The 17,604-nt window shown below is 55.6% G+C and carries 18 protein-coding genes and 1 riboswitch; of the genes, 7 read left to right on the top strand and 11 right to left on the bottom strand.

Annotated elements, in window-relative coordinates:
- Positions 1–3: 3 nt before the first annotated feature.
- From hmuQ to AC0L7S_RS15360, 3 genes are read right to left on the bottom strand one after another with little or no spacing between them, the layout of a single operon-like run.
- Positions 4–318, bottom strand: a complete 315-nt coding sequence (gene hmuQ / locus AC0L7S_RS15350) for a heme-degrading protein HmuQ (RefSeq protein WP_473471813.1) — start codon at positions 316–318, stop codon at positions 4–6.
- A 48-nt stretch (positions 319–366) separates the two neighbouring features.
- Positions 367–1,743, bottom strand: coding sequence for an energy transducer TonB family protein (locus AC0L7S_RS15355; protein ID WP_473471814.1), 1,377 nt, complete (start codon positions 1,741–1,743; stop codon positions 367–369).
- A 24-nt stretch (positions 1,744–1,767) separates the two neighbouring features.
- Positions 1,768–2,211 (bottom strand): hypothetical protein, encoded by a 444-nt coding sequence (locus tag AC0L7S_RS15360; RefSeq protein WP_473471815.1) that lies wholly within the window; start codon positions 2,209–2,211, stop codon positions 1,768–1,770.
- 303 nt (positions 2,212–2,514) lie between these two features.
- Between AC0L7S_RS15360 and hemP the strand changes: the two genes are divergently transcribed.
- Entirely contained in the window at positions 2,515–2,724 is a 210-nt protein-coding gene (gene hemP / locus AC0L7S_RS15365) for a hemin uptake protein HemP (RefSeq protein WP_473471816.1), read from the top strand.
- Between the two features lie 30 nt (positions 2,725–2,754).
- On the opposite strand, the gene rirA is transcribed toward hemP, so the two are convergent.
- A complete protein-coding gene (rirA, locus tag AC0L7S_RS15370) occupies positions 2,755–3,216 on the bottom strand; it encodes an iron-responsive transcriptional regulator RirA (protein WP_473471817.1) in 462 nt (153 codons plus the stop codon).
- A 245-nt stretch (positions 3,217–3,461) separates the two neighbouring features.
- On the opposite strand from rirA, the gene AC0L7S_RS15375 reads away from it, so the two are divergent.
- Complete coding sequence (locus AC0L7S_RS15375; RefSeq protein ID WP_473471818.1) at positions 3,462–4,016, top strand: GNAT family N-acetyltransferase; 555 nt, start codon at positions 3,462–3,464, stop codon at positions 4,014–4,016.
- Between the two features lie 102 nt (positions 4,017–4,118).
- Here the strand turns inward: AC0L7S_RS15375 and AC0L7S_RS15380 are convergent, their stop codons facing one another.
- The gene (locus tag AC0L7S_RS15380) at positions 4,119–4,475 is read right to left on the bottom strand and encodes a hypothetical protein (protein ID WP_473471819.1); all 357 of its coding nucleotides are present in this window, start codon (positions 4,473–4,475) and stop codon (positions 4,119–4,121) included.
- Positions 4,463–5,311 (bottom strand): hypothetical protein, encoded by an 849-nt coding sequence (locus AC0L7S_RS15385; RefSeq protein WP_473471820.1) that lies wholly within the window; start codon positions 5,309–5,311, stop codon positions 4,463–4,465. Before AC0L7S_RS15385 ends, AC0L7S_RS15380 begins: the two co-directional genes overlap by 13 nt.
- A 251-nt stretch (positions 5,312–5,562) precedes the next feature.
- Between AC0L7S_RS15385 and parC the strand changes: the two genes are divergently transcribed.
- The gene (parC, locus tag AC0L7S_RS15390; protein ID WP_473471821.1) at positions 5,563–7,869 is read left to right on the top strand and encodes a DNA topoisomerase IV subunit A; all 2,307 of its coding nucleotides are present in this window, start codon (positions 5,563–5,565) and stop codon (positions 7,867–7,869) included.
- Positions 7,870–7,929: 60 nt separating this feature from the next.
- Here the strand turns inward: parC and AC0L7S_RS15395 are convergent, their stop codons facing one another.
- Positions 7,930–8,229, bottom strand: coding sequence for a hypothetical protein (locus AC0L7S_RS15395; protein ID WP_473471822.1), 300 nt, complete (start codon positions 8,227–8,229; stop codon positions 7,930–7,932).
- Between the two features lie 43 nt (positions 8,230–8,272).
- On the opposite strand from AC0L7S_RS15395, the gene AC0L7S_RS15400 reads away from it, so the two are divergent.
- The 4 genes from AC0L7S_RS15400 (at position 8,273) to AC0L7S_RS15415 (ending at position 14,686) form a co-directional block, all read left to right on the top strand.
- On the top strand, positions 8,273–8,884 hold the full coding sequence (locus tag AC0L7S_RS15400; RefSeq protein WP_473471823.1) for a TetR/AcrR family transcriptional regulator: 612 nt from the start codon (positions 8,273–8,275) through the stop codon (positions 8,882–8,884).
- Positions 8,885–8,922: 38 nt separating this feature from the next.
- Positions 8,923–10,125, top strand: a complete 1,203-nt coding sequence (locus AC0L7S_RS15405) for an efflux RND transporter periplasmic adaptor subunit (RefSeq protein WP_473471824.1) — start codon at positions 8,923–8,925, stop codon at positions 10,123–10,125.
- The gene (locus AC0L7S_RS15410) at positions 10,122–13,262 is read left to right on the top strand and encodes an efflux RND transporter permease subunit (RefSeq protein WP_473471825.1); all 3,141 of its coding nucleotides are present in this window, start codon (positions 10,122–10,124) and stop codon (positions 13,260–13,262) included. Before AC0L7S_RS15405 ends, AC0L7S_RS15410 begins: the two co-directional genes overlap by 4 nt.
- A 263-nt stretch (positions 13,263–13,525) precedes the next feature.
- Positions 13,526–14,686, top strand: a complete 1,161-nt coding sequence (locus tag AC0L7S_RS15415) for an AI-2E family transporter (protein WP_473471826.1) — start codon at positions 13,526–13,528, stop codon at positions 14,684–14,686.
- On the opposite strand, the gene AC0L7S_RS15420 is transcribed toward AC0L7S_RS15415, so the two are convergent.
- From AC0L7S_RS15420 to AC0L7S_RS15435, 4 genes are all read right to left on the bottom strand, one after another.
- On the bottom strand, positions 14,674–15,573 hold the full coding sequence (locus AC0L7S_RS15420; protein ID WP_473471827.1) for a DMT family transporter: 900 nt from the start codon (positions 15,571–15,573) through the stop codon (positions 14,674–14,676). The two genes, AC0L7S_RS15415 and AC0L7S_RS15420, sit on opposite strands and share 13 nt — an antisense overlap.
- 67 nt (positions 15,574–15,640) lie before the next feature.
- The gene (locus AC0L7S_RS15425) at positions 15,641–16,393 is read right to left on the bottom strand and encodes an arginyltransferase (RefSeq protein ID WP_473471828.1); all 753 of its coding nucleotides are present in this window, start codon (positions 16,391–16,393) and stop codon (positions 15,641–15,643) included.
- Positions 16,394–16,451: 58 nt separating this feature from the next.
- Positions 16,452–16,907: a fluoride efflux transporter CrcB gene (gene crcB, locus AC0L7S_RS15430; RefSeq protein WP_473471829.1), complete on the bottom strand. Its 456-nt coding sequence runs from the start codon at positions 16,905–16,907 to the stop codon at positions 16,452–16,454.
- Between the two features lie 77 nt (positions 16,908–16,984).
- Positions 16,985–17,047: riboswitch (Fluoride riboswitch) on the bottom strand.
- Positions 17,048–17,093: 46 nt separating this feature from the next.
- Positions 17,094–17,564 (bottom strand): RDD family protein, encoded by a 471-nt coding sequence (locus AC0L7S_RS15435; protein WP_473471830.1) that lies wholly within the window; start codon positions 17,562–17,564, stop codon positions 17,094–17,096.
- Positions 17,565–17,604 lie beyond the last annotated feature (40 nt).

Below are 17,604 nucleotides of genomic sequence, written 5' to 3' on the forward strand. Positions count from 1 at the left end.
ATGTCAGGCACCTTCGACCGACGAAAAACCCTCGAATTGCGGATGGCCGTAAGTCGTCGGTTTGCTTGAACCGGCGTTCTTGTGAGAATTTCGGAAATTTTCCGATTTCGTCCAGGCGATAAAATCGTCCTCGCAGGCCCATACTGTGTGCGAAACAAACAGCGTGTAGTTTTCCTTTTCGTTGAATGCACCGCGTAACAGATGAAACTGCTCGAATCCCTGCATTTCCGTCAGCGTTGATTTGCGATTTTTCCAGACATTTTCGAAACCCTCCTCGGAACCTTTATGGACCTTGAACCGATTCATCGCGATGTACATGGGCTTTGTCCTTTCAAATGCCATTTTGTATTATGGACCACTTCGTTGTCAGCGAACGCCAAGCGGCACAGTGAATTTCCAGCTAGATCGCCCGGCTTGCGCGGGGATTGGCGGGAAAGGGGCAGCGCGACGGACAACGGCCAGCGCTGCGCGGTCAAGCTCGGACGAGCCGGAACTGCGCGCCACACTGACCGCGCCGACACCACCACCGGCGTTGACGACAAATGTGACGTGAACATCATTGTGGGCCTTCGCGCGCGCTGCTCTTGAAATACTGCGCACCGCGCGCCGCAGTTTCATGGCGACTTTTCCCGGATAGTTGGAAACGGCTGCGTTGCCAGCGGCGGAATTATTACCTCCCGCCGTCTTTGCAGCCTTGGTGCCCCTTGTCTCGCCGTCTGAAGCGCCGCTTTTCGTATCGGCATGGTTGGCTCCATTGGCACCGGATGCTGTTTTCTGCTTCTGCCTGGCAGGTTTCCTGAGAACCTTTTTGGTTTCATTTGCCTTGTTTTCGGGCGATGCAGTTTTCTTTGAAGAGACACGCGTTGCTTCAGGTGGTCTTGGCGTCGGGTGAGGGATATCCTCAATTGCTAGCTGTGCAATTCCATGATCTGGCACTGGCTCGATTGTCTCGACAGCTTGCCTGGAAGATTGGATCGTGGCGGGCGGTGCTTTGACAGTATTTTGTGTGGGAGCGACCTGAGCGGATTGAGGCTGCTCGACGCTATTCGCCACCACATTGTCTTCCACCGGGCTTAGCGATGTTGCCGTGAGAATTTGGGGAAGGGGGCTGGTTGAAACTGCGCTCGCCGGTTCTTGTGGTGCAGGCTCAACGCTTTCGGGAGGTTGAGGCGTCTGGATCGTTGTTGCCTGTAAGGGGTCAACGGTTTCCGCAGCGGTCGTCTCCGCCGCTGTTTCGTTCACCGGCTGAAGCGCTTCGACTGTTGCAACCGGTTGAGCTGTCATCGTTTCGACTGGCTTGGGCGTGAGTATACTCACCAGCGTCACATTGGTAACATCGGTGCTGTCTGGTGATATCTCGCCCGCCGATAGCTGATTTTCGGATGAATTTCCAAGGCGCACTGTACCAGCCTGATTTGCGCCTTCCATCAGAATGTCGTTTGCACCATATGCGGCGAAGGCAAGTGCCGCCGCTATATGAAAGATGCAGGATGCAGCGAGCGCCATGTTCCATTTCGGCCAGCGCTCAATGGTTTTTGCGTGCGCGGGATCAAGCGGCTCGCGCGGTGCCGAGGTTAGGGTGGAGTTCTTGTCGACCAGATAGACCTGCTCGAGCATGTCGCGTGACCCATGTTCGATCGCGCCATGAGGAATGGCAAAAGCGGGATCGGCGCTTTCCGGTGGCAAAAACGGATTGTCAGTGAGCGGCCAAACCGTGTTGCTACAAGAAAAGGTTGGTTCCACTCCCACGACGCCACCGTTTCTCGTTCATAGGCCGAAAACGATGCCGGTTCTGGTTCTGGTTTTCAGGCCATCCAGACAGGCGGTGGGCTTGATGCTTGTTCCAAGGCATTCGGTTGCGCTGTTGATCAAAACGCGGCTGATTTTAGTGCAATCTGTACCAGCCAGATCGAAGCGGACCACCTTGGTCTTGCCTGCTGGCAGGTCTTTGAAATCAAGCACAGTCAAGCGGTCAACAACGCCGCTATCGTTGAACAGGGCAATTTCAAACGCTGCCTTGGATAAGTCGGTGCCGAGGGCGTTGTTGACGACAAAGGTCAAGCGGCAGCCGTTTTGGGTGGGCTGTGCCGCGTTGAGTTCAAGATTGAGTGTCGGTGCAGGCTTTGCGTCTTGCGCGGACGCGACCGGTACGGCGATGCAGCATGTGGCTGCTGCCACAGTTGCGAGATAGCGGAGAGTTTTCGCTTTCATTTTAACCTCACGAGGCCGCGCCGCGAGAACGTGCCAGTTGTTGCCGAAGTGATCCGACGCATCATTCTCGTTCCTGGCACGATCATCCGTTGGCATATTTGACATCGATCTCCGTGTCGACTCTTAAGCCGGTACGACCTGTCTGCCGGCGAGGTTGGGAAGTTTAGCTTTGCCGCTCCATTCTGAAATCTTGAACAAATTGGTAAGGTATTGCATTGCAAAATAACATGACTATAAAAGTCATGAAATATGATCATTCTGATAATGAACGCATTTTACCCGGTTGGAGAGGGACAAAGCGCCATGAATACGCAAAATCGCGACGATTTCCGCTACGGGATTGAGCCTGTCGGGTCATATCGCAGGAATAGTACTGAAGAAGCGTCAGCTTCGGTGAAAACCCTCTCGAGCGTGGATCTTTTTCAAGGAACACGCGAAATCGGAATCGAACATTCTGGCGCTTTGTACCGATTGAGAATTACACGGCAGGGAAAGCTCATTCTCAATAAATAAGTATGGACGGAACGTGGCGCGCCTGACAGATCAGGCAGCAGGAGCGCGCCGCTCCAGATGGTCGATGCCAAGTGCATCGCGCATATTGGGTCGCGCGGCGACCAGATCGGCAATGGTGTGGCGCTCCAGTACGGCAAAGAAGGCGTTCAGCGCCTCGCGCAGCGCGGAATTCAGGCCACAACTGTCGATCAAGGGGCAATCGGCTGCATCATTGTCGAAGCATTCGGCCATGGAAAAATTTTCTTCCGTCACACGCACGACATCGAAAAGGCTGATCTGCTCGGGCGGGCGTCCAATGCGGACTCCGCCATTGCGGCCGCGCACCGTTTGAACCAAGCCATGTTCAACCAAGGGCTGCAAGATCTTGAACAGAAACAGTTCCGACACGGAATAGGCGGCGGCAATTTCGGGGATTCGGCTTAGCTGGTCGTTGTTGGCCGCGCAATACATCAAGATTCGCATGGCATAGTTGGTCTGACGCGTGAGCCGCATATTCGTTCCTCGCATAAATGCTGGCTGGAATATGGCCTATAGATTGGAACAATTCCAGACTGGCAGGCCAATATAGGTGAATTTTCTTGTCATCTTATATCATTGGCAATCTGCCTGCCAGTCTGACGGGTGCGGGGCGTGCCTCGCGCGGATGGTTGAAACTCCGTCCTTGCAATTTATGTTGCATCGCACAATATCTGCAAGGTCGATGAACGACTCGGGGAGGAACCCACGAGGAGTGCGACATGGAAAACGATTTTCCCAATGCCGGTCCCGTAACGGGGACGATCCGCCAGTTAAGGCCGTCTGATCTGGTGCGCTTTCGCGAGCATCTGTTGCGGCTCGATAGTGGCAGCCGCCGCGACCGCTTCAATGGTCTGACTGACGACGATTTTATCACGCGCTATGCCGAGCGTTCATTCGCCAATGGTACGACGGTGATTGGCTATGTCGAAGGTGTCGATGTGCGAGGTGCGGCCGAATTGCATGAGCGTGCCGAGGAGACGGAGCCGACGGCTGAAATCGCCTTCAGTGTTGAGCGGCACCTTCAACACCGGGGCATTGGCGGCAAGCTTTTCGAGCGCCTGATCGCACAGGCAAGAGGGCTTGGTTATACGCTATTGAAAGTTACCACTCATCCTCAAAACATTGCGATGAAGGCGTTGGCACGGCGATATGATGCAAGGCTCGTGTTTGAAGATGGCGAAACGCTGGGAACGATCCATCTCGCCCCGCTGCCTGGGGAGGCGTTCTTGTCCGAGCAAGGTTCATCCGTTGGCGAAAGATCACGCCTGAGTTGATGCGGTATCAATGAAGGCCGCCTTCCCAGCTTGTCGGATGTTATGAAAACGCCGCACGATGGGGTGCGGCGTTTTCAGTTTGCGCGTGTTGAGCGTGCAAGGTCAGTCTTCGTTTGCGGTAACCGTCAGGCCCAATGTCTTGGTGAGCGTTAGCGGATTTGTCATGCCGGCGGCCATGATAAGTGCAAACGGCGTTGGGGCTGTTGGCTTTGCAGAAATTTCGAGGCTCTTCGGATCGTCGAGGAATTTGCCGACGGCAGCCGAAACCTGTGCGGTGAGTTCGGGATTATCGAGCTGCGCCATGCCGAAGGGAATGATTGCCTTTACCTGATTTGCAATGTCTTTTGCCATCATGCCCTGCTGCTTGCCTGCATAAGCCAAGGCCTTTGCAGTCAGCGAATCGTCATCGAAGCGGATCGTCATTCCGTTGAATGTCAGTTGTTGCATCAGACCAAGCATGGCCATGCCCTGGGCCGACTTATCGGCACCTTCGGGCTGGCCCCCATCTTCTTTTGCATTTCCTGCATCGACTTGATGAAATCGAGCGTGTAGCCACTGATATTGAAGGTAAAGCCAAGCTTGCCCGCATTGTCGACGGCAATCTCGTTTTTTGTCAGTTCCAGCGTGCCGTCAGTGGGATTCCATGAGCCGGCAAAGCCCATGTTGCCTGTCACTGTTTGATATCCGAGGGCATTGATGGCCTCTCCGGATTTCGGATCCTTGACCAGTGAAAGGTCGCCAGTGAATTTCTCAGTGGTACCGGTGAATTCCAATGCCTTGCCATCCGCAGGCGGAATGACGTCGATGCGTGTATTGTCCATCGAAAACGCTGTTTTGTCTTCAAGCTTGACCGTCAGATTTGCAAGCTCGGCTGATTTGTACATGACCAATGAGGACATTGGATCGCTGTCGTTTTCCGCCGGCAGGGTCAGCCCATGCATCACAAATGGACTTAGTTCGATGGTTGCGTCGTCTTCGGTGCGCGAAAATGGTGCCGTGGAAAGGCTTTCGATGCTGTAACCGCCCTTGGCATCAACGATGCCTTCCAGTGTGATGTCGCCGACAGACAAGCCACCCTTTTGGCCCGTTGGTTTCAGGCTGACACCTTGCAGGACCATATCTGACGGGCTGCCGGAAATTCCGGTCCAGTCGATCTGCATGCCCTGATTGCTCAGCAATGTTTTCAGTCGTTCGGCAACGGCCTCGGTGTCCTGGGCAAATGCGGAATTCAGGGAGAGGCTCAATAGAAAGGTCGAAAATGCCAATTTCTGAAAAGTCGAGCGGTGGGTTCTCATCGCGGGCTCCAAAATGATACTGTGAATGATATTTTGCGGCTATTGTCTCACTTCAGGGAAAATCGGGCCAGAGCAAGACATTCATCGACACTATGGTCGAAATTTCGGGGAGAGGGCAATTGCTGGCGCGAAGTTACGGGAGAGGGTTTAACAGACCCTTGGCAGGGCGGTATCGTTGCCGATTTTGTGACTGGTTTTTTGTTTTCGTATCTGCTCTTGCCGCGAATCAGCACCTCGGATAGTTCAACCCCATGGGAAAAAGCCTTTTGCCACCCGGGGATGGTGGCGGTGACGCAATCGAACCGGTCGATCTGAAGAAAGCGCTGGAAGAGCGCTATCTGGCCTATGCGCTGTCGACCATCATGCATCGGGCGCTGCCGGACGTGCGGGACGGTTTGAAGCCGGTACATCGGCGCATCATGCACGCCATGCGGCTGTTGCGTCTTAATCCCGATCAGGGTTTTGCCAAATGTGCGCGCATCGTCGGTGAGGTGATGGGCAAGTTCCATCCGCATGGCGATCAATCCATCTACGATGCGCTGGTGCGTCTGGCGCAAGACTTTTCGATGCGCTACCCGCTGGTCGACGGGCAGGGCAATTTTGGCAATATCGACGGCGATAATGCCGCCGCCATGCGCTATACCGAAGCGCGCATGACGCAGGTGGCGTCCGAATTGCTGGCGGGCATCACCGAAGATGCCGTGGATTATCGCCTCACTTACAATGAAGAAGATGAAGAGCCGGTCGTGCTGCCTGGCGCATTTCCCAATTTGCTGGCCAATGGCTCATCGGGCATTGCGGTGGGAATGGCAACGTCGATACCGCCGCACAATGCGGCCGAGCTTTGCTCAGCGGCACTTTATCTGATTGATCGGCCCTACGCGTCTGTTGAAGAATTGATGACGACGCCGGCGCAGTGGGAAGGGCTCAAGGCGACGCCTGAGGGACGGTTGGCGTGCAAGGTGCGCGGCCCCGATTTCCCCACAGGCGGCATTGTCATCGACAGCCATGCTTCTATTCGCGAAGCCTACGAGACAGGGCGAGGCGGCTTCAGGGCACGTGCCACCTGGATGCAGGAAGATCAAGGCCGGGGCACCTGGAACATCGTTGTCACCGAAATTCCCTATGGTGTGCAAAAGGCCCGCCTGATCGAGAAGATTGCCGAGCTTCTTCTGGCAAGAAAGCTGCCGCTGCTCGATGATATTCGCGATGAGAGTGCGGAAGACATCCGCGTCGTTCTGGTGCCGAAAAGCCGGGCCGTCGATCCCGGAATCCTGATGGAGTCGCTGTTCAAGCTTACCGAGCTTGAGAGCCGGTTCTCGTTGAACATGAATGTGCTTTCGCGCGGAAAAGTTCCGAACGTATTGTCGTTGAAAAGTGTCTTGCAGGAATGGCTCGATCATCGCCGCGACGTCTTGTTGCGTCGCTCACGGCATCGCCTTGGCGAGATCGAGCGGCGGCTGGAAATCCTTGCCGGATATCTTATTGCCTATCTCAATATCGACGAGGTCATCAGGATCATCCGCGAGGAGGATGAGCCCAAGCAAGTGATGATGGCGCGTTGGTCGCTGAGCGATACGCAAGCCGAAGCCATCCTCAATATGCGCCTGCGGGCATTGCGCAAGCTTGAGGAAATCGAAATCCGCAAGGAATTTGAAGGCCTTAACGAAGAGAAGAAACAGATCGAAGCGTTGCTCGCATCTGATGAGAAGCAGTGGGCCACCATCAAATGGGAGGTGACATCGCTTCGTGAACGGTTTGGACCGGACACCCAAATCGGCAAGCGGCGGACGCAATTTGCGGATGCTCCCGAACATGATCTGACCGATATCGCCCAAGCCATGATCGAGCGCGAGCCCGTCACTGTGGTTGTCTCGCAAAAGGGCTGGCTGCGGGCAATGAAGGGCCATTTGAGTGACTATTCTGCGTTGACCTTCAAGGAAGGCGACAGTCTCAAACTCGCCTTTCATGCCCAGACCACCGACAAAATTCTGGTGTTCACAACAGGCGGCAAATTCTACACGATTGGCGCGGACCGGTTACCGGGAGGGCGCGGTCATGGCGAACCGATCCGTATCATCGTCGATATGGAGAACGACCAGGACATCGTTACTGCGTTCATCCATGAGCCGGCGCGCAAGCTGCTGCTTGCGTCCCAGCAGGGCAATGGCTTCATCGTGGTCGAAAATGAGGTTGTCGCCAACACCCGCAAGGGCAAACAGGTGATGAACGTAAAGGCTCCCGATGAAGCGAAAATCTGCGTTCAGGTGAGCGGCGATCATCTCGCCATTGTTGGTGACAATCGCAAGTTGCTGGTTTTCCCACTTGCCGACATTCCTGAAATGGCGCGCGGCAAGGGTGTGCGCCTGCAAAAATACAAGGATGGCGGTGTTCTCGATTTGAAAACCTTTGTCATGGCGGACGGGCTTTCGTGGCAAGATTCTGCCGAACGGACCTTTATCCGAACGCAGGCCGAACTTCTGGAATGGATGGGCGCACGCGCATCAGCAGGCCGGATGGTGCCTAAAGGATTTCCCCGCACCGGGAAGTTCGGCTAGAGCCATTTTCTGCCAGGGGTTGCGGAAACAACAAATATCTTGAGGGGATCGGTGGTAGTGTCAAAAGCTGACCTGCTCAAAGCCAGTTCCGATGTTTTGAATCACGTTTCTGCTATACCCCTTTGATTTCATGTTATTATCGATGATCGGTTGGTATTGCCTGCCGAGAGGCGATCCATTGTCATGTTCCTTTTCTTCTTTCCACATCAAACGCGGTGGCGACGCCGTCAGTGTGGCATGTGTGAGTGCGATCCAGTCAAAAAGGATTTGCCTCACTTGACTGCGAATGATCGTTCGCATAAATAAAGAGCGATCATTCATTCTCATTATTGGTGCGATAGTGGAAAGCCAGCCTGACACGATTGATGCCCTTTCTGCGCACGCGGCAGGTGAGACCAAACCTATGTCTCGTGCCGAGCGTCGTGACCAGCAGGTGCAACGTATACTCGATGCAGCCAAGATGTGTTTTGTGCGCTCCGGTTTTCAAGGCGCCTCGATGCATGAGATTTGCAGCGAGGCTGGCATGAGCCCGGGGGCTCTTTACCGTTATTTTCCTTCCAAAGAAGCGATTGTCGAAGAGATTTGCGAAGCCGACCGCAAGGAAGATGCCGAGATTTTTGCGCGTGTCTTGCAAAACCCGGATGTTGTGGAAGGCATTGTTTCCGGTGCCATGGCCCATATCCGGCATGTTCATGACACTGGCGCGGCATCCTTGTTTGCACAGATTTGTGCCGAGTCCATGCGCAATGCTGCCGTTGAAACGGTCTGCCGCAAGAATATGGATCAGGTGCAGGCCCTGTTTCGCGACTATCTGGGCGGCGCGATGGAACGCGGCGAGATTGATCCTCCCGTTGAACTCGACGTCTTGTTGCCAACTCTGATGGCGCTGGCGCACGGCATGGCGCTGAACGATTTGCCGTCGCTCGGTGTGCCAATGGAAAAGCTGGAAATTCTACTTCGTGCATCTGTCGTGGGCATGCTTCGACCTACCGGAAAATCTAACGCCCAAGCGTAAATTCACGAGCAGCTATCTACTCTTTTGTGAGCAAAATAATGTTACGACGCACTTCAATTACATTGCTTGCGGCTTCGCTATTTGCCGCCGCTTTTGCAGCTTTTGCCAACACTGCCTTGCTGGCTGGCGAAACACCGGCTGCTGACGCCCCGACGCCACCGTCGATCCGTGTGGTTGCAGCCGAGAAACGAAATCTCATCGAGACACTGTCCGTGACCGGGACGATCGTTCCGCGCCAGGAAGCTACTGCGGGCACCGATCTCAACGGGCTTACTGTGACCCGGTTGAATGTTGATCAGGGAGACCGGGTGGAAAAAGGGCAGGTGCTAGCCGTGCTCGACCGTTCATCGCTCGATACCCAACTTGCTCAACTCGACGCCAGCCGGGTTCAGGCCGAGGCCAGCGTTGAACAAGTTCGCGCCCAGATTGCGGACGCTAATATCGCGGTTCGCCAGGCAACTGAAACGCTGGATAGAGCCAAGGCGCTTCAAGCCAAGGGAGTTGCGACAAAGGCCGAGTTCGACAACGCCTTGAATGCTTTCGATAGTGCCAGCGCCAAGCAAATATCCGCGGAAAAGGCGCTTGACGCATCGCAGGCTCAACTCGGCGTCATTGATGCGCAAAAGCAGGTCGTTTTGCTGCAAATTGCAAAGACCGAGGTCAAGGCACCGGCTGACGGACTTGTTTTGGCGCGCAATGCCACGCTTGGCAGCGTTGTTTCTGCCGCAGGTGGGCCATTGTTTCGCATTGCCATTGACGGTCGTTTCGAATTGGCAGCCGATATACCCGAAACGTCTCTGCCACGCCTTGGCGAGGGGATGAAGGCGACAATCAATGTTGCTGGCAGTGAGCAGGCGATTGCCGGCCATGTGCGACTGATTTCGCCGGAGATCGACCAGAAGTCGCGTCTTGGTTCGATCCGTATCTCACTGGCTGCAAACAGTGTTGCACGCTCCGGAAATTTTGCTCGTGGCGAGATTGAAACGGAAAGCCGTGACGGTGTTGCCGTTCCCGTGTCGGCCATCATCTACAAGGGGCGCGATGCGTTTCTGCAACGTGTCGACGATGGGCGGGTATCGACCGTTGGAGTCGACCTGGGAGTGCGGGCCGACGGTTTTGTCGAGATCAGCGAAGGGCTGAAAGCCGGTGATGAAGTCGTTTCACGGGCCGGCACATTCGTGGCAAATGGCGATATGGTTACGCCGGTTCGTGACGAAAACACCGGAGCGATCAAGCCATGAACTGGAATTTTTCCGCGTGGTCGATCCGCAATCCGGTGCCGGCCGTTCTTCTGTTCATCGTGTTGATGGCGCTTGGCTTGATGGCCTTCGCCAAACTGCCGATCACGCGGTTTCCGAATATCGATGTGCCATTGATTTCGGTGAACGTGGTCGATCCGGGCGTGGCGACAAGCGAACTCGAAACGCAGGTGACCAAGCGTGTCGAGGATGCGGTTGCCAACCTTTCGGGCGTCAAGAACGTCATCTCGACCATTACCGAAGGCCATTCTCAAACGGTGGTGGAGTTCCGGCTGGAAGTGGCAACGCAAACGGCGCTCAATGACGTCAAGGATGCCGTTGAACGCATTCGTTCCGACTTGCCGGCAACGGCGGAGGCACCTGTTATCAGCCGTGTCGATGTCGAGGGGCAGGCGATCCTGACCTATGCGGCGACTGCGAAAGCGATGACGCCGGAGGAACTCTCCTGGTTTGTCGATGATACGGTGATCCGCAAATTGCAGGGCCTCAAAGGCGTTGCCCGTATTGATCGCTATGGGGGTGTCACGCGTGAGATCAAGGTGGAAATTGACCCAAATCGTCTCAATGCGCTTGGTGTCACGGCAGGTGATGTCAACAGGGCATTGCGCGCGGCCAATGTCGACCTGACCGGCGGCAGCGGTGAATTTGGCCAGCGCGACCAGTCGATCCGTACGCTCGGCGGTGCCAAGAAGGTTTCCGACCTTGAGGCGCTGGAAATTCCCCTGACAGGTGGCCGAAAAGTGAAGCTGTCCGACATTGCAACTGTTAGCGACAGTTGGCAAAAACCGAAATCGTTTGCCCGCGTCAACGGTCAGACCGTCGTGTCCTTTGGCATTTTTCGTGGCAAGGGCGAGAGTGACGTTGCCGTCAGCCAACGCGCTGAAGCTGCAATTGCCGAACTGGAAAAGGCTCACCCGGAGGTTTCAATCCGTGAGATCGACAATTCGGTGAGCTATACTGAGGGCAATTACGACTCCGCCATGGAGACGCTGCTTGAGGGCGCGTTATTGTCGGTTATCGTGGTCTTCCTGTTCCTGCGCGATTTCCGTGCGACGCTGGTTTCGGCGGTGGCTTTGCCGCTTTCAGCAATACCGACATTCTGGGCGCTGGACTTGATGGGCTTCTCGCTCAATCTGGTCAGCCTGCTTGGCATTACGCTGGTGGTGGGCATTCTTGTCGATGACGCCATCGTCGAGATCGAAAATATCGTGCGCCACATCAAGTCGGGCAAGTCGCCATATCGGGCGGCGCTGGATGCTGCCGACGAGATCGGTCTGGCGGTGATCGCGATTTCGGCAACCATCATGGCTGTGTTCGCGCCCGTGTCGTTCATGGGTGGCATTGCGGGTCAATATTTCAAGCAGTTTGGCCTTACCGTCGCCGTTGCGGTCTTCTTCTCGTTGTTGGTGGCGCGCCTGATAACGCCGATGCTGGCTGCCTATTTCCTGCGTGACCATGTTCACGAGGAACCGAAGCCCGGCTGGATCATGCAGAGCTATATGAGGCTTTTGCGTGTGACGCTGCGCTTCCGGTGGCTGACGCTTGGCGCGGGTGCGCTGTTTTTTGCGGGCTCTTTATACGCAATGGGTTTCCTGCCGTCAGGTTTCATCCCGCAGGAGGACTCCAGCCGCATCATCTTCTCAATGGAACTTCCACCTGGAAGCAGGCTTGAAGATACCCGCAACACCACCGACAAGGCGGTAGCGCTGATGCGCGAAATGCCTGAAGTCGAAAATGTCTACGTTATCGGCGGGTCAAACCCGACGGGGACGCTGGAGCCGCGCCTTGCAACCGTGGTTGCCGATCTCGTACATAAATCCGAGCGCAAGCTGACGCAGGCCCAGATTCAGGAAATTCTTTTGAAGAAACTGGAACAAGTGCCTGATCTTCGTGCCTATTTCGTCAATGACAGAGGTGAGCGTCAGTTGGCGTTCGGGGTCATGGGGACGAATGGCAAGGTACTCAGTGAGCAGGCACGCAAGATCCAAAGCGCGATGACTGCGACCGGCAAGTTCCGCGCTGTGTCGTCCAATGCGGCACTCGACCGGCCAGAGGTCATCATCGAGCCCAATCTTGAACGGTTGGCCGAGTTGGGGATCTCGACTGCGACCCTTTCCGAGACGCTGCGCATTGCAACGATTGGCGATGTCGATGCCAATCTGGCCAAGTTTACGGTTGGTGATCGCCAGATCCCGATTCGTGTCCAGCTTAACGAGGCAGCGCGCGACAATCTGGCGATTGTCAGCGAATTGCCGGTTCCAACTGCGTCGGGCGTTGCGGTTCCGCTGTCGTCGGTTGCCACCATCCGCTACGGTCAGGGGCCTTCGTCGATTGCCCGCTATAATCGCGAGCGGCGCGTAGTAATCGGTGCCGACATGGCACCGGGCGCGGAATTGAGCCAGGGACTTGATCTGGTTTGGGCCTTGCCGGAAGTAAAGAACATGCCAGCGGGTACCCGTATTCAGGAGACCGGTGACGCCGAAATAATGGGCGAGGTGTTTTCCGGGTTCGCGACCGCCATGACGACCGGCCTGATGCTGGTTCTGGTCGTGCTGATCCTTCTGTTCGGATCGGTCTTCCACGCCTTCACCATTCTGGGCTCATTGCCATTGTCGATCGGCGGCGTGGCGGCCGCACTCTGGCTGACCAATTCGGCAGTTTCCATGCCGGTGGTCATCGGCATATTGATGCTGATGGGTATTGTGACGAAAAACGCCATCATGCTGGTCGATTTCGCCATCGAAGAGGGCAAACAAGGTGTGCCGCGGCTGGATGCGATCATCGATGCCGGGCGCAAACGGGCTCGGCCCATCGTCATGACGACCATTGCCATGTCTGCGGGTATGATCCCGGCGACTTTGGCGCTCGGCGATGGCGGTGAGTTTCGCGCACCCATGGCTATTGCGGTAATGGGCGGTCTGCTGGTTTCGACATTCCTGTCGCTTGTGTTCGTGCCATCGCTCTTTACGGTGATGGACGATGCTTCGCTTGTAACGGGCAAATTTTTCCGTTGGGTGCTGCGTCCAAATCATCCTGACGAGCCAGATGCAATTGGCGAACCGAAAGCGGTTCTGCAGGTTGTTTCGCGAACGCCGGACATGCCCATAGCGGCGGAGTAAGTCCGGGGCGAGAGGACGCGGTTTCGCCTATATCTACTGTAATGCTAAAATGCGTCATGGCCGGTGGGGATAACCGCCGGTCATTTGGCCGTCCGCCATTTGGCTTTCGATCACGATTGCTACACTGTTATCGTTCATAGTCATTCGTGAGAGAATTATATATGTCGCGATGGTGGCCGGGCAGGCGGGAGAGATAGTCTTTGGAAGACGCGGGAATTCAGAAGAACAATCCGGAAGTGCGACTATTGGGCAGGCCGCCTTCGATGCGCGGAGCTGTCGTGCATCCGCTGTCGGCGGCGCGCTGGCTCCTCATCTTGATTGTCGCGGCTGCGGTCTATTTCTTTCACGGGTTTCTCGTTCCGGTTCTTGCTGCGCTGATCATCGCTTTCGCCAGTTGGCCGCTCTATCGCAGGCTTCTTGCGGCGCTGGGGGGCAACCGGACGTTGGCCGCGAGTTGCGCCATTGTCCTCATTCTGACATTTCTGGTCGTGCCGATATCGCTGGCTGGCAGCTATGCCTTCAATGAAGTCCATGAGTGGGTCATCTGGGCTATCGAAGCCAATCGCAGCGGTACGTCGACACCCCACTGGATCGCTGCCTTGCCGGTTGTTGGCGAGTGGCTGAGCGAACAATGGACGATGAATATCGACCATCCCGGCGGCATTGGCGAATTGATCCAATTGATCAGCGGCGCCAATATCGGCAGCATTTATCGTGGCATTCTTGCTGCCAGCGGCAGCGCGTTCGGCTTGCTTCTGGCGCTGCTTTTCATGCTCATCGCGCTGTTTTTCACCTATCGCGATGGAGCCTCCTTCGCCACACAGATCGACCGTATCGGCGAGCGTATCCTGCCGACGCGCTGGGAACGAATATCGCGTGTCGTGCCGGCAACGATCAGTTCAACTGTGACGGGAATGACCCTGATCGCCATTGGCGAGGGTGTCGTGCTTGGCACAGCCTACTGGCTGGCTGGTGTGCCGTCTCCGGTTACGCTTGGCGCGCTAACCGGCATCATGGCGCTTATTCCAGGTGGTGCGCCGCTGTCGTTTACACTGGTGTCGATCTACCTGGCGGCAAGCGGTTCGCCGTTTGCAGGTGGTGCGCTGTTTTTGTGGGGCGCGCTCGAACTGTTTATCGTCGACAAGACATTGCGGCCGAAACTGGTTGGCGGGCCAATCAAATTGCCATTTCTTCCAACTTTCTTCGGGCTGGTTGGCGGCGTCAAGACGATGGGCTTTGTCGGCTTGTTTGTTGGGCCGGTGTTGATGGCGCTGCTCGTCGCAATCTGGCGGGAGTGGCTACATGAAGTGGATGTGATCGACGAATATGTGCCAGCCGATGTCATCGAGCCGGAATCGATCGAGAGCGATGTTGGCAATTCTACCGATCAGGAAAAGCTGCCCCGAAAAATTCAGGCCGGGTGACGAACAGCAAGGGCGGCACGGCGTTTGCTGCCTTGATGCAATTGCCAAAGCGAGTGCGCAATCAGCGTGACGATGAGAATGGTCCCGCCGATCAGGCTGTTTGTCGTTGGCACTTCCGAGAAGATCATCCACACCCAGATCGGGGCAAGAATTGTCTCAAGCAGGTAGAACATGGCGACTTCCGGCCCGGAGATGTATTTCGGACCAGCGGCGAGGCAGAAAAACGAAATCGGCATCACAATTGCACCATTGGCAATGATCCACCACGGCTGGGAAATCTGGATACCGGTTTCCGACACCATGAATGCAGCAACGGCACAGGGGAGAACCACACCGACAAGCCCGGTAAAGCCCATATCCTTGCCGCTGGCGCGCGATACGGTGATGGCACTGGCAATGCACAGAGCTGATCCCAATGCCATCATATCGCCGAACAGACTACCGGTGCCTATCGAATCCCTGACGATAATCAGAACGCCGAAAATCATCAGCAGCATGGCAATGATGGTCGATGGCCGTGGCCGCTCCTTGAGGATAAGCCAGGACAGAAGCCCGGAGAAAACGGTATTGAAAGCGAGAATGAAAACCAGATTTGCCGTTGATGTATTAAACACGGCGGTGATGAAGAAGATCGAACCGACGCCGTAGAGTGTGGCGACCAAAAGCCCGGACCAGCCGGGAATGAGTTTCGGTGCTTTGGGTGTAATTGATCGCCAGATCGCCCAAATGACGAGGGCTGCGATAACTGTCGTGCCGGTTCGGACAAGCAGGATCGACCACGCCGTGCCGTCAGCGAGGCGGATCAATGGGATGTCGATCGTCAGGGTCATGCCGCCTATTGCGGTGATGAGCAGACCTTTGGAATGTTGATTGGATGCAGTCTGCATGGCTATTGGTTCCGGCTGGCGGATGAATATGCATCCATTTCATTTACAGGGGCGCTCGTCGGGCTTTTCAGGTCTCGCTAAAGCGTTCCCAGCCTTTGGGGCCGAGATGTTCCTGCGGCTGAAAGCGCATCTTATAGTTCATTTTGCGCGAGCCATTGACCCAGTATCCTAGATAGACGTGGGGCAATCCCATCGTTTTGGCGCGCATGATGTGATCTAGCACCATGAATGTGCCGAGCGATCGCGAATCGAATTCCGGATTGAAGTAGGAATAGACCATTGAAAGGCCGTCCGCCATCTTGTCAGTCAGGGCGACCGCCATCAGTTCGCCCTGGCCTTTGCCCGTAATGAAGGTGTCCGGGCCGCGTTTGCGGTATTCTATGATCTTGGTATCGACATGGGTGTCTTCGACCATCATGGCATAGTCGAGCACGGTCATGTCGGACATGCCGCCTTTGCGATGGCGGGCGTCGAGATAGTTGCGAAACAACGAATATTGTTCAGTCGAGGGTTCTGCATCGTGCATGGCGCCGATGAGATCCTCGTTATTTTGCAGCACCCGCTTCATGCTGCGGCCCGGTGAAAACTCCTGGGCGAGAATGCGAACGGAGATACAGGCGCGGCACGTTTCGCAAGCCGGGCGATAGGCAATGTTCTGCGACCGGCGAAAACCTCCTTGTGTCAGAAGGTCATTCATTTCCGGCGCTTTATCCCCGACCAGATGCGTGAACACTTTTCTCTCGAACTGGCCATCGAGATACGGGCAAGGCGATGGCGCTGTCAGGAAAAATTGCGGCGACTGGGTAGGGTGCTGCGTCATCTAGCCAAAAACGAACTCCATGATTCACTCCCCTACCTTGGCGTGCCTTTCGAAAAATTCAAGACTTTTGCATCGGAACCGGGCCGCCTTCCTCCTCAATGGCTAGCTGAGCGATACGCGAATCGCCACCATTGAGGTATGCCGCGATCACATGACCAACGGCAACTGCGCCCACACATAGTATCACGGATGCCGCGATATTGACCGTGGCACGCACAATTGCGCCATTGCGTAACAGGTCGAGTGTTTGCAAGCTGAACGACGAAAACGTTGTAAAACCACCGCAAAAACCGATCATAACAAAGAGCCGGATATTTTCTGGCGCGGGATATCGGCCATGCGACAGTGTCAATGTTCCAAACAGGCCGATGAGAAACGAGCCGCCGATATTTATCAGAACGGTGCCCCACGGAATACTACCGCTGATCGGCAGCGCCATTAATGAGAGGGCGTACCGGGCAAGGCTGCCGATGGCACCGCCTGCCATCACGAAAAGACATGTTAGGAAAGACATGCGCGCTCCTTGAGTCGAACGGGCATAAAAAACCCGCCGGCGGCGGGTTTGTCCAGACACACCCCTACCGCAATTGCGTTGCAGCAGGAGTCATCATCCCTCATGGGCGGTTTCGGGGGTACTCCATCCCCATCGCCGATGAGTTTATTCGCCAATAAGCTGTTTCACAAGGGCCTTGGTAAGGGATTAGCGGTCGCTTCGCGAAACCACGGTGCCCAAAAGAATGTCGTGGAGTGTGCGCTTGCGGTTCGTGAACAGTGCCACGAGCAGCACAAGTGGCGTCAAGATAACGTTGCCGGCCCAAAACAGCACGGAATGCACCACAGCGGTCAGGCCGTCGATCCGCTTGCCGTCCAGACGGTCCAGCCTGATCCCCATCATTTTCATGCCTGTCGTGGCCTGATCCTGACTGCCAAGCGTGTTCCAGATATAAAGGATAGCAACGAGCGGCACGAGAATGCCAAACAATGTCCAGCCAAGACCGAATGTCAGAAGGCCAAGAAAGAAAACCAGTATCGCGAAGGGAATGGTGAGCAGCGCCACGATCACATAGTCGATAATGAACGCAAAAATGCGTCGTGACCTCACACCTTCATAGGCCCGAACGTCATCCAGCCTGTTGTTGATGATGTCGCCGTCCAGCGCATGTGGGTTCATATCTCTCCCCAATCGTTACCGATCTTTTCAGATGGTGGAT

The sequence above is a fragment of the Mesorhizobium sp. G2-6-1 genome (assembly GCF_055809095.1).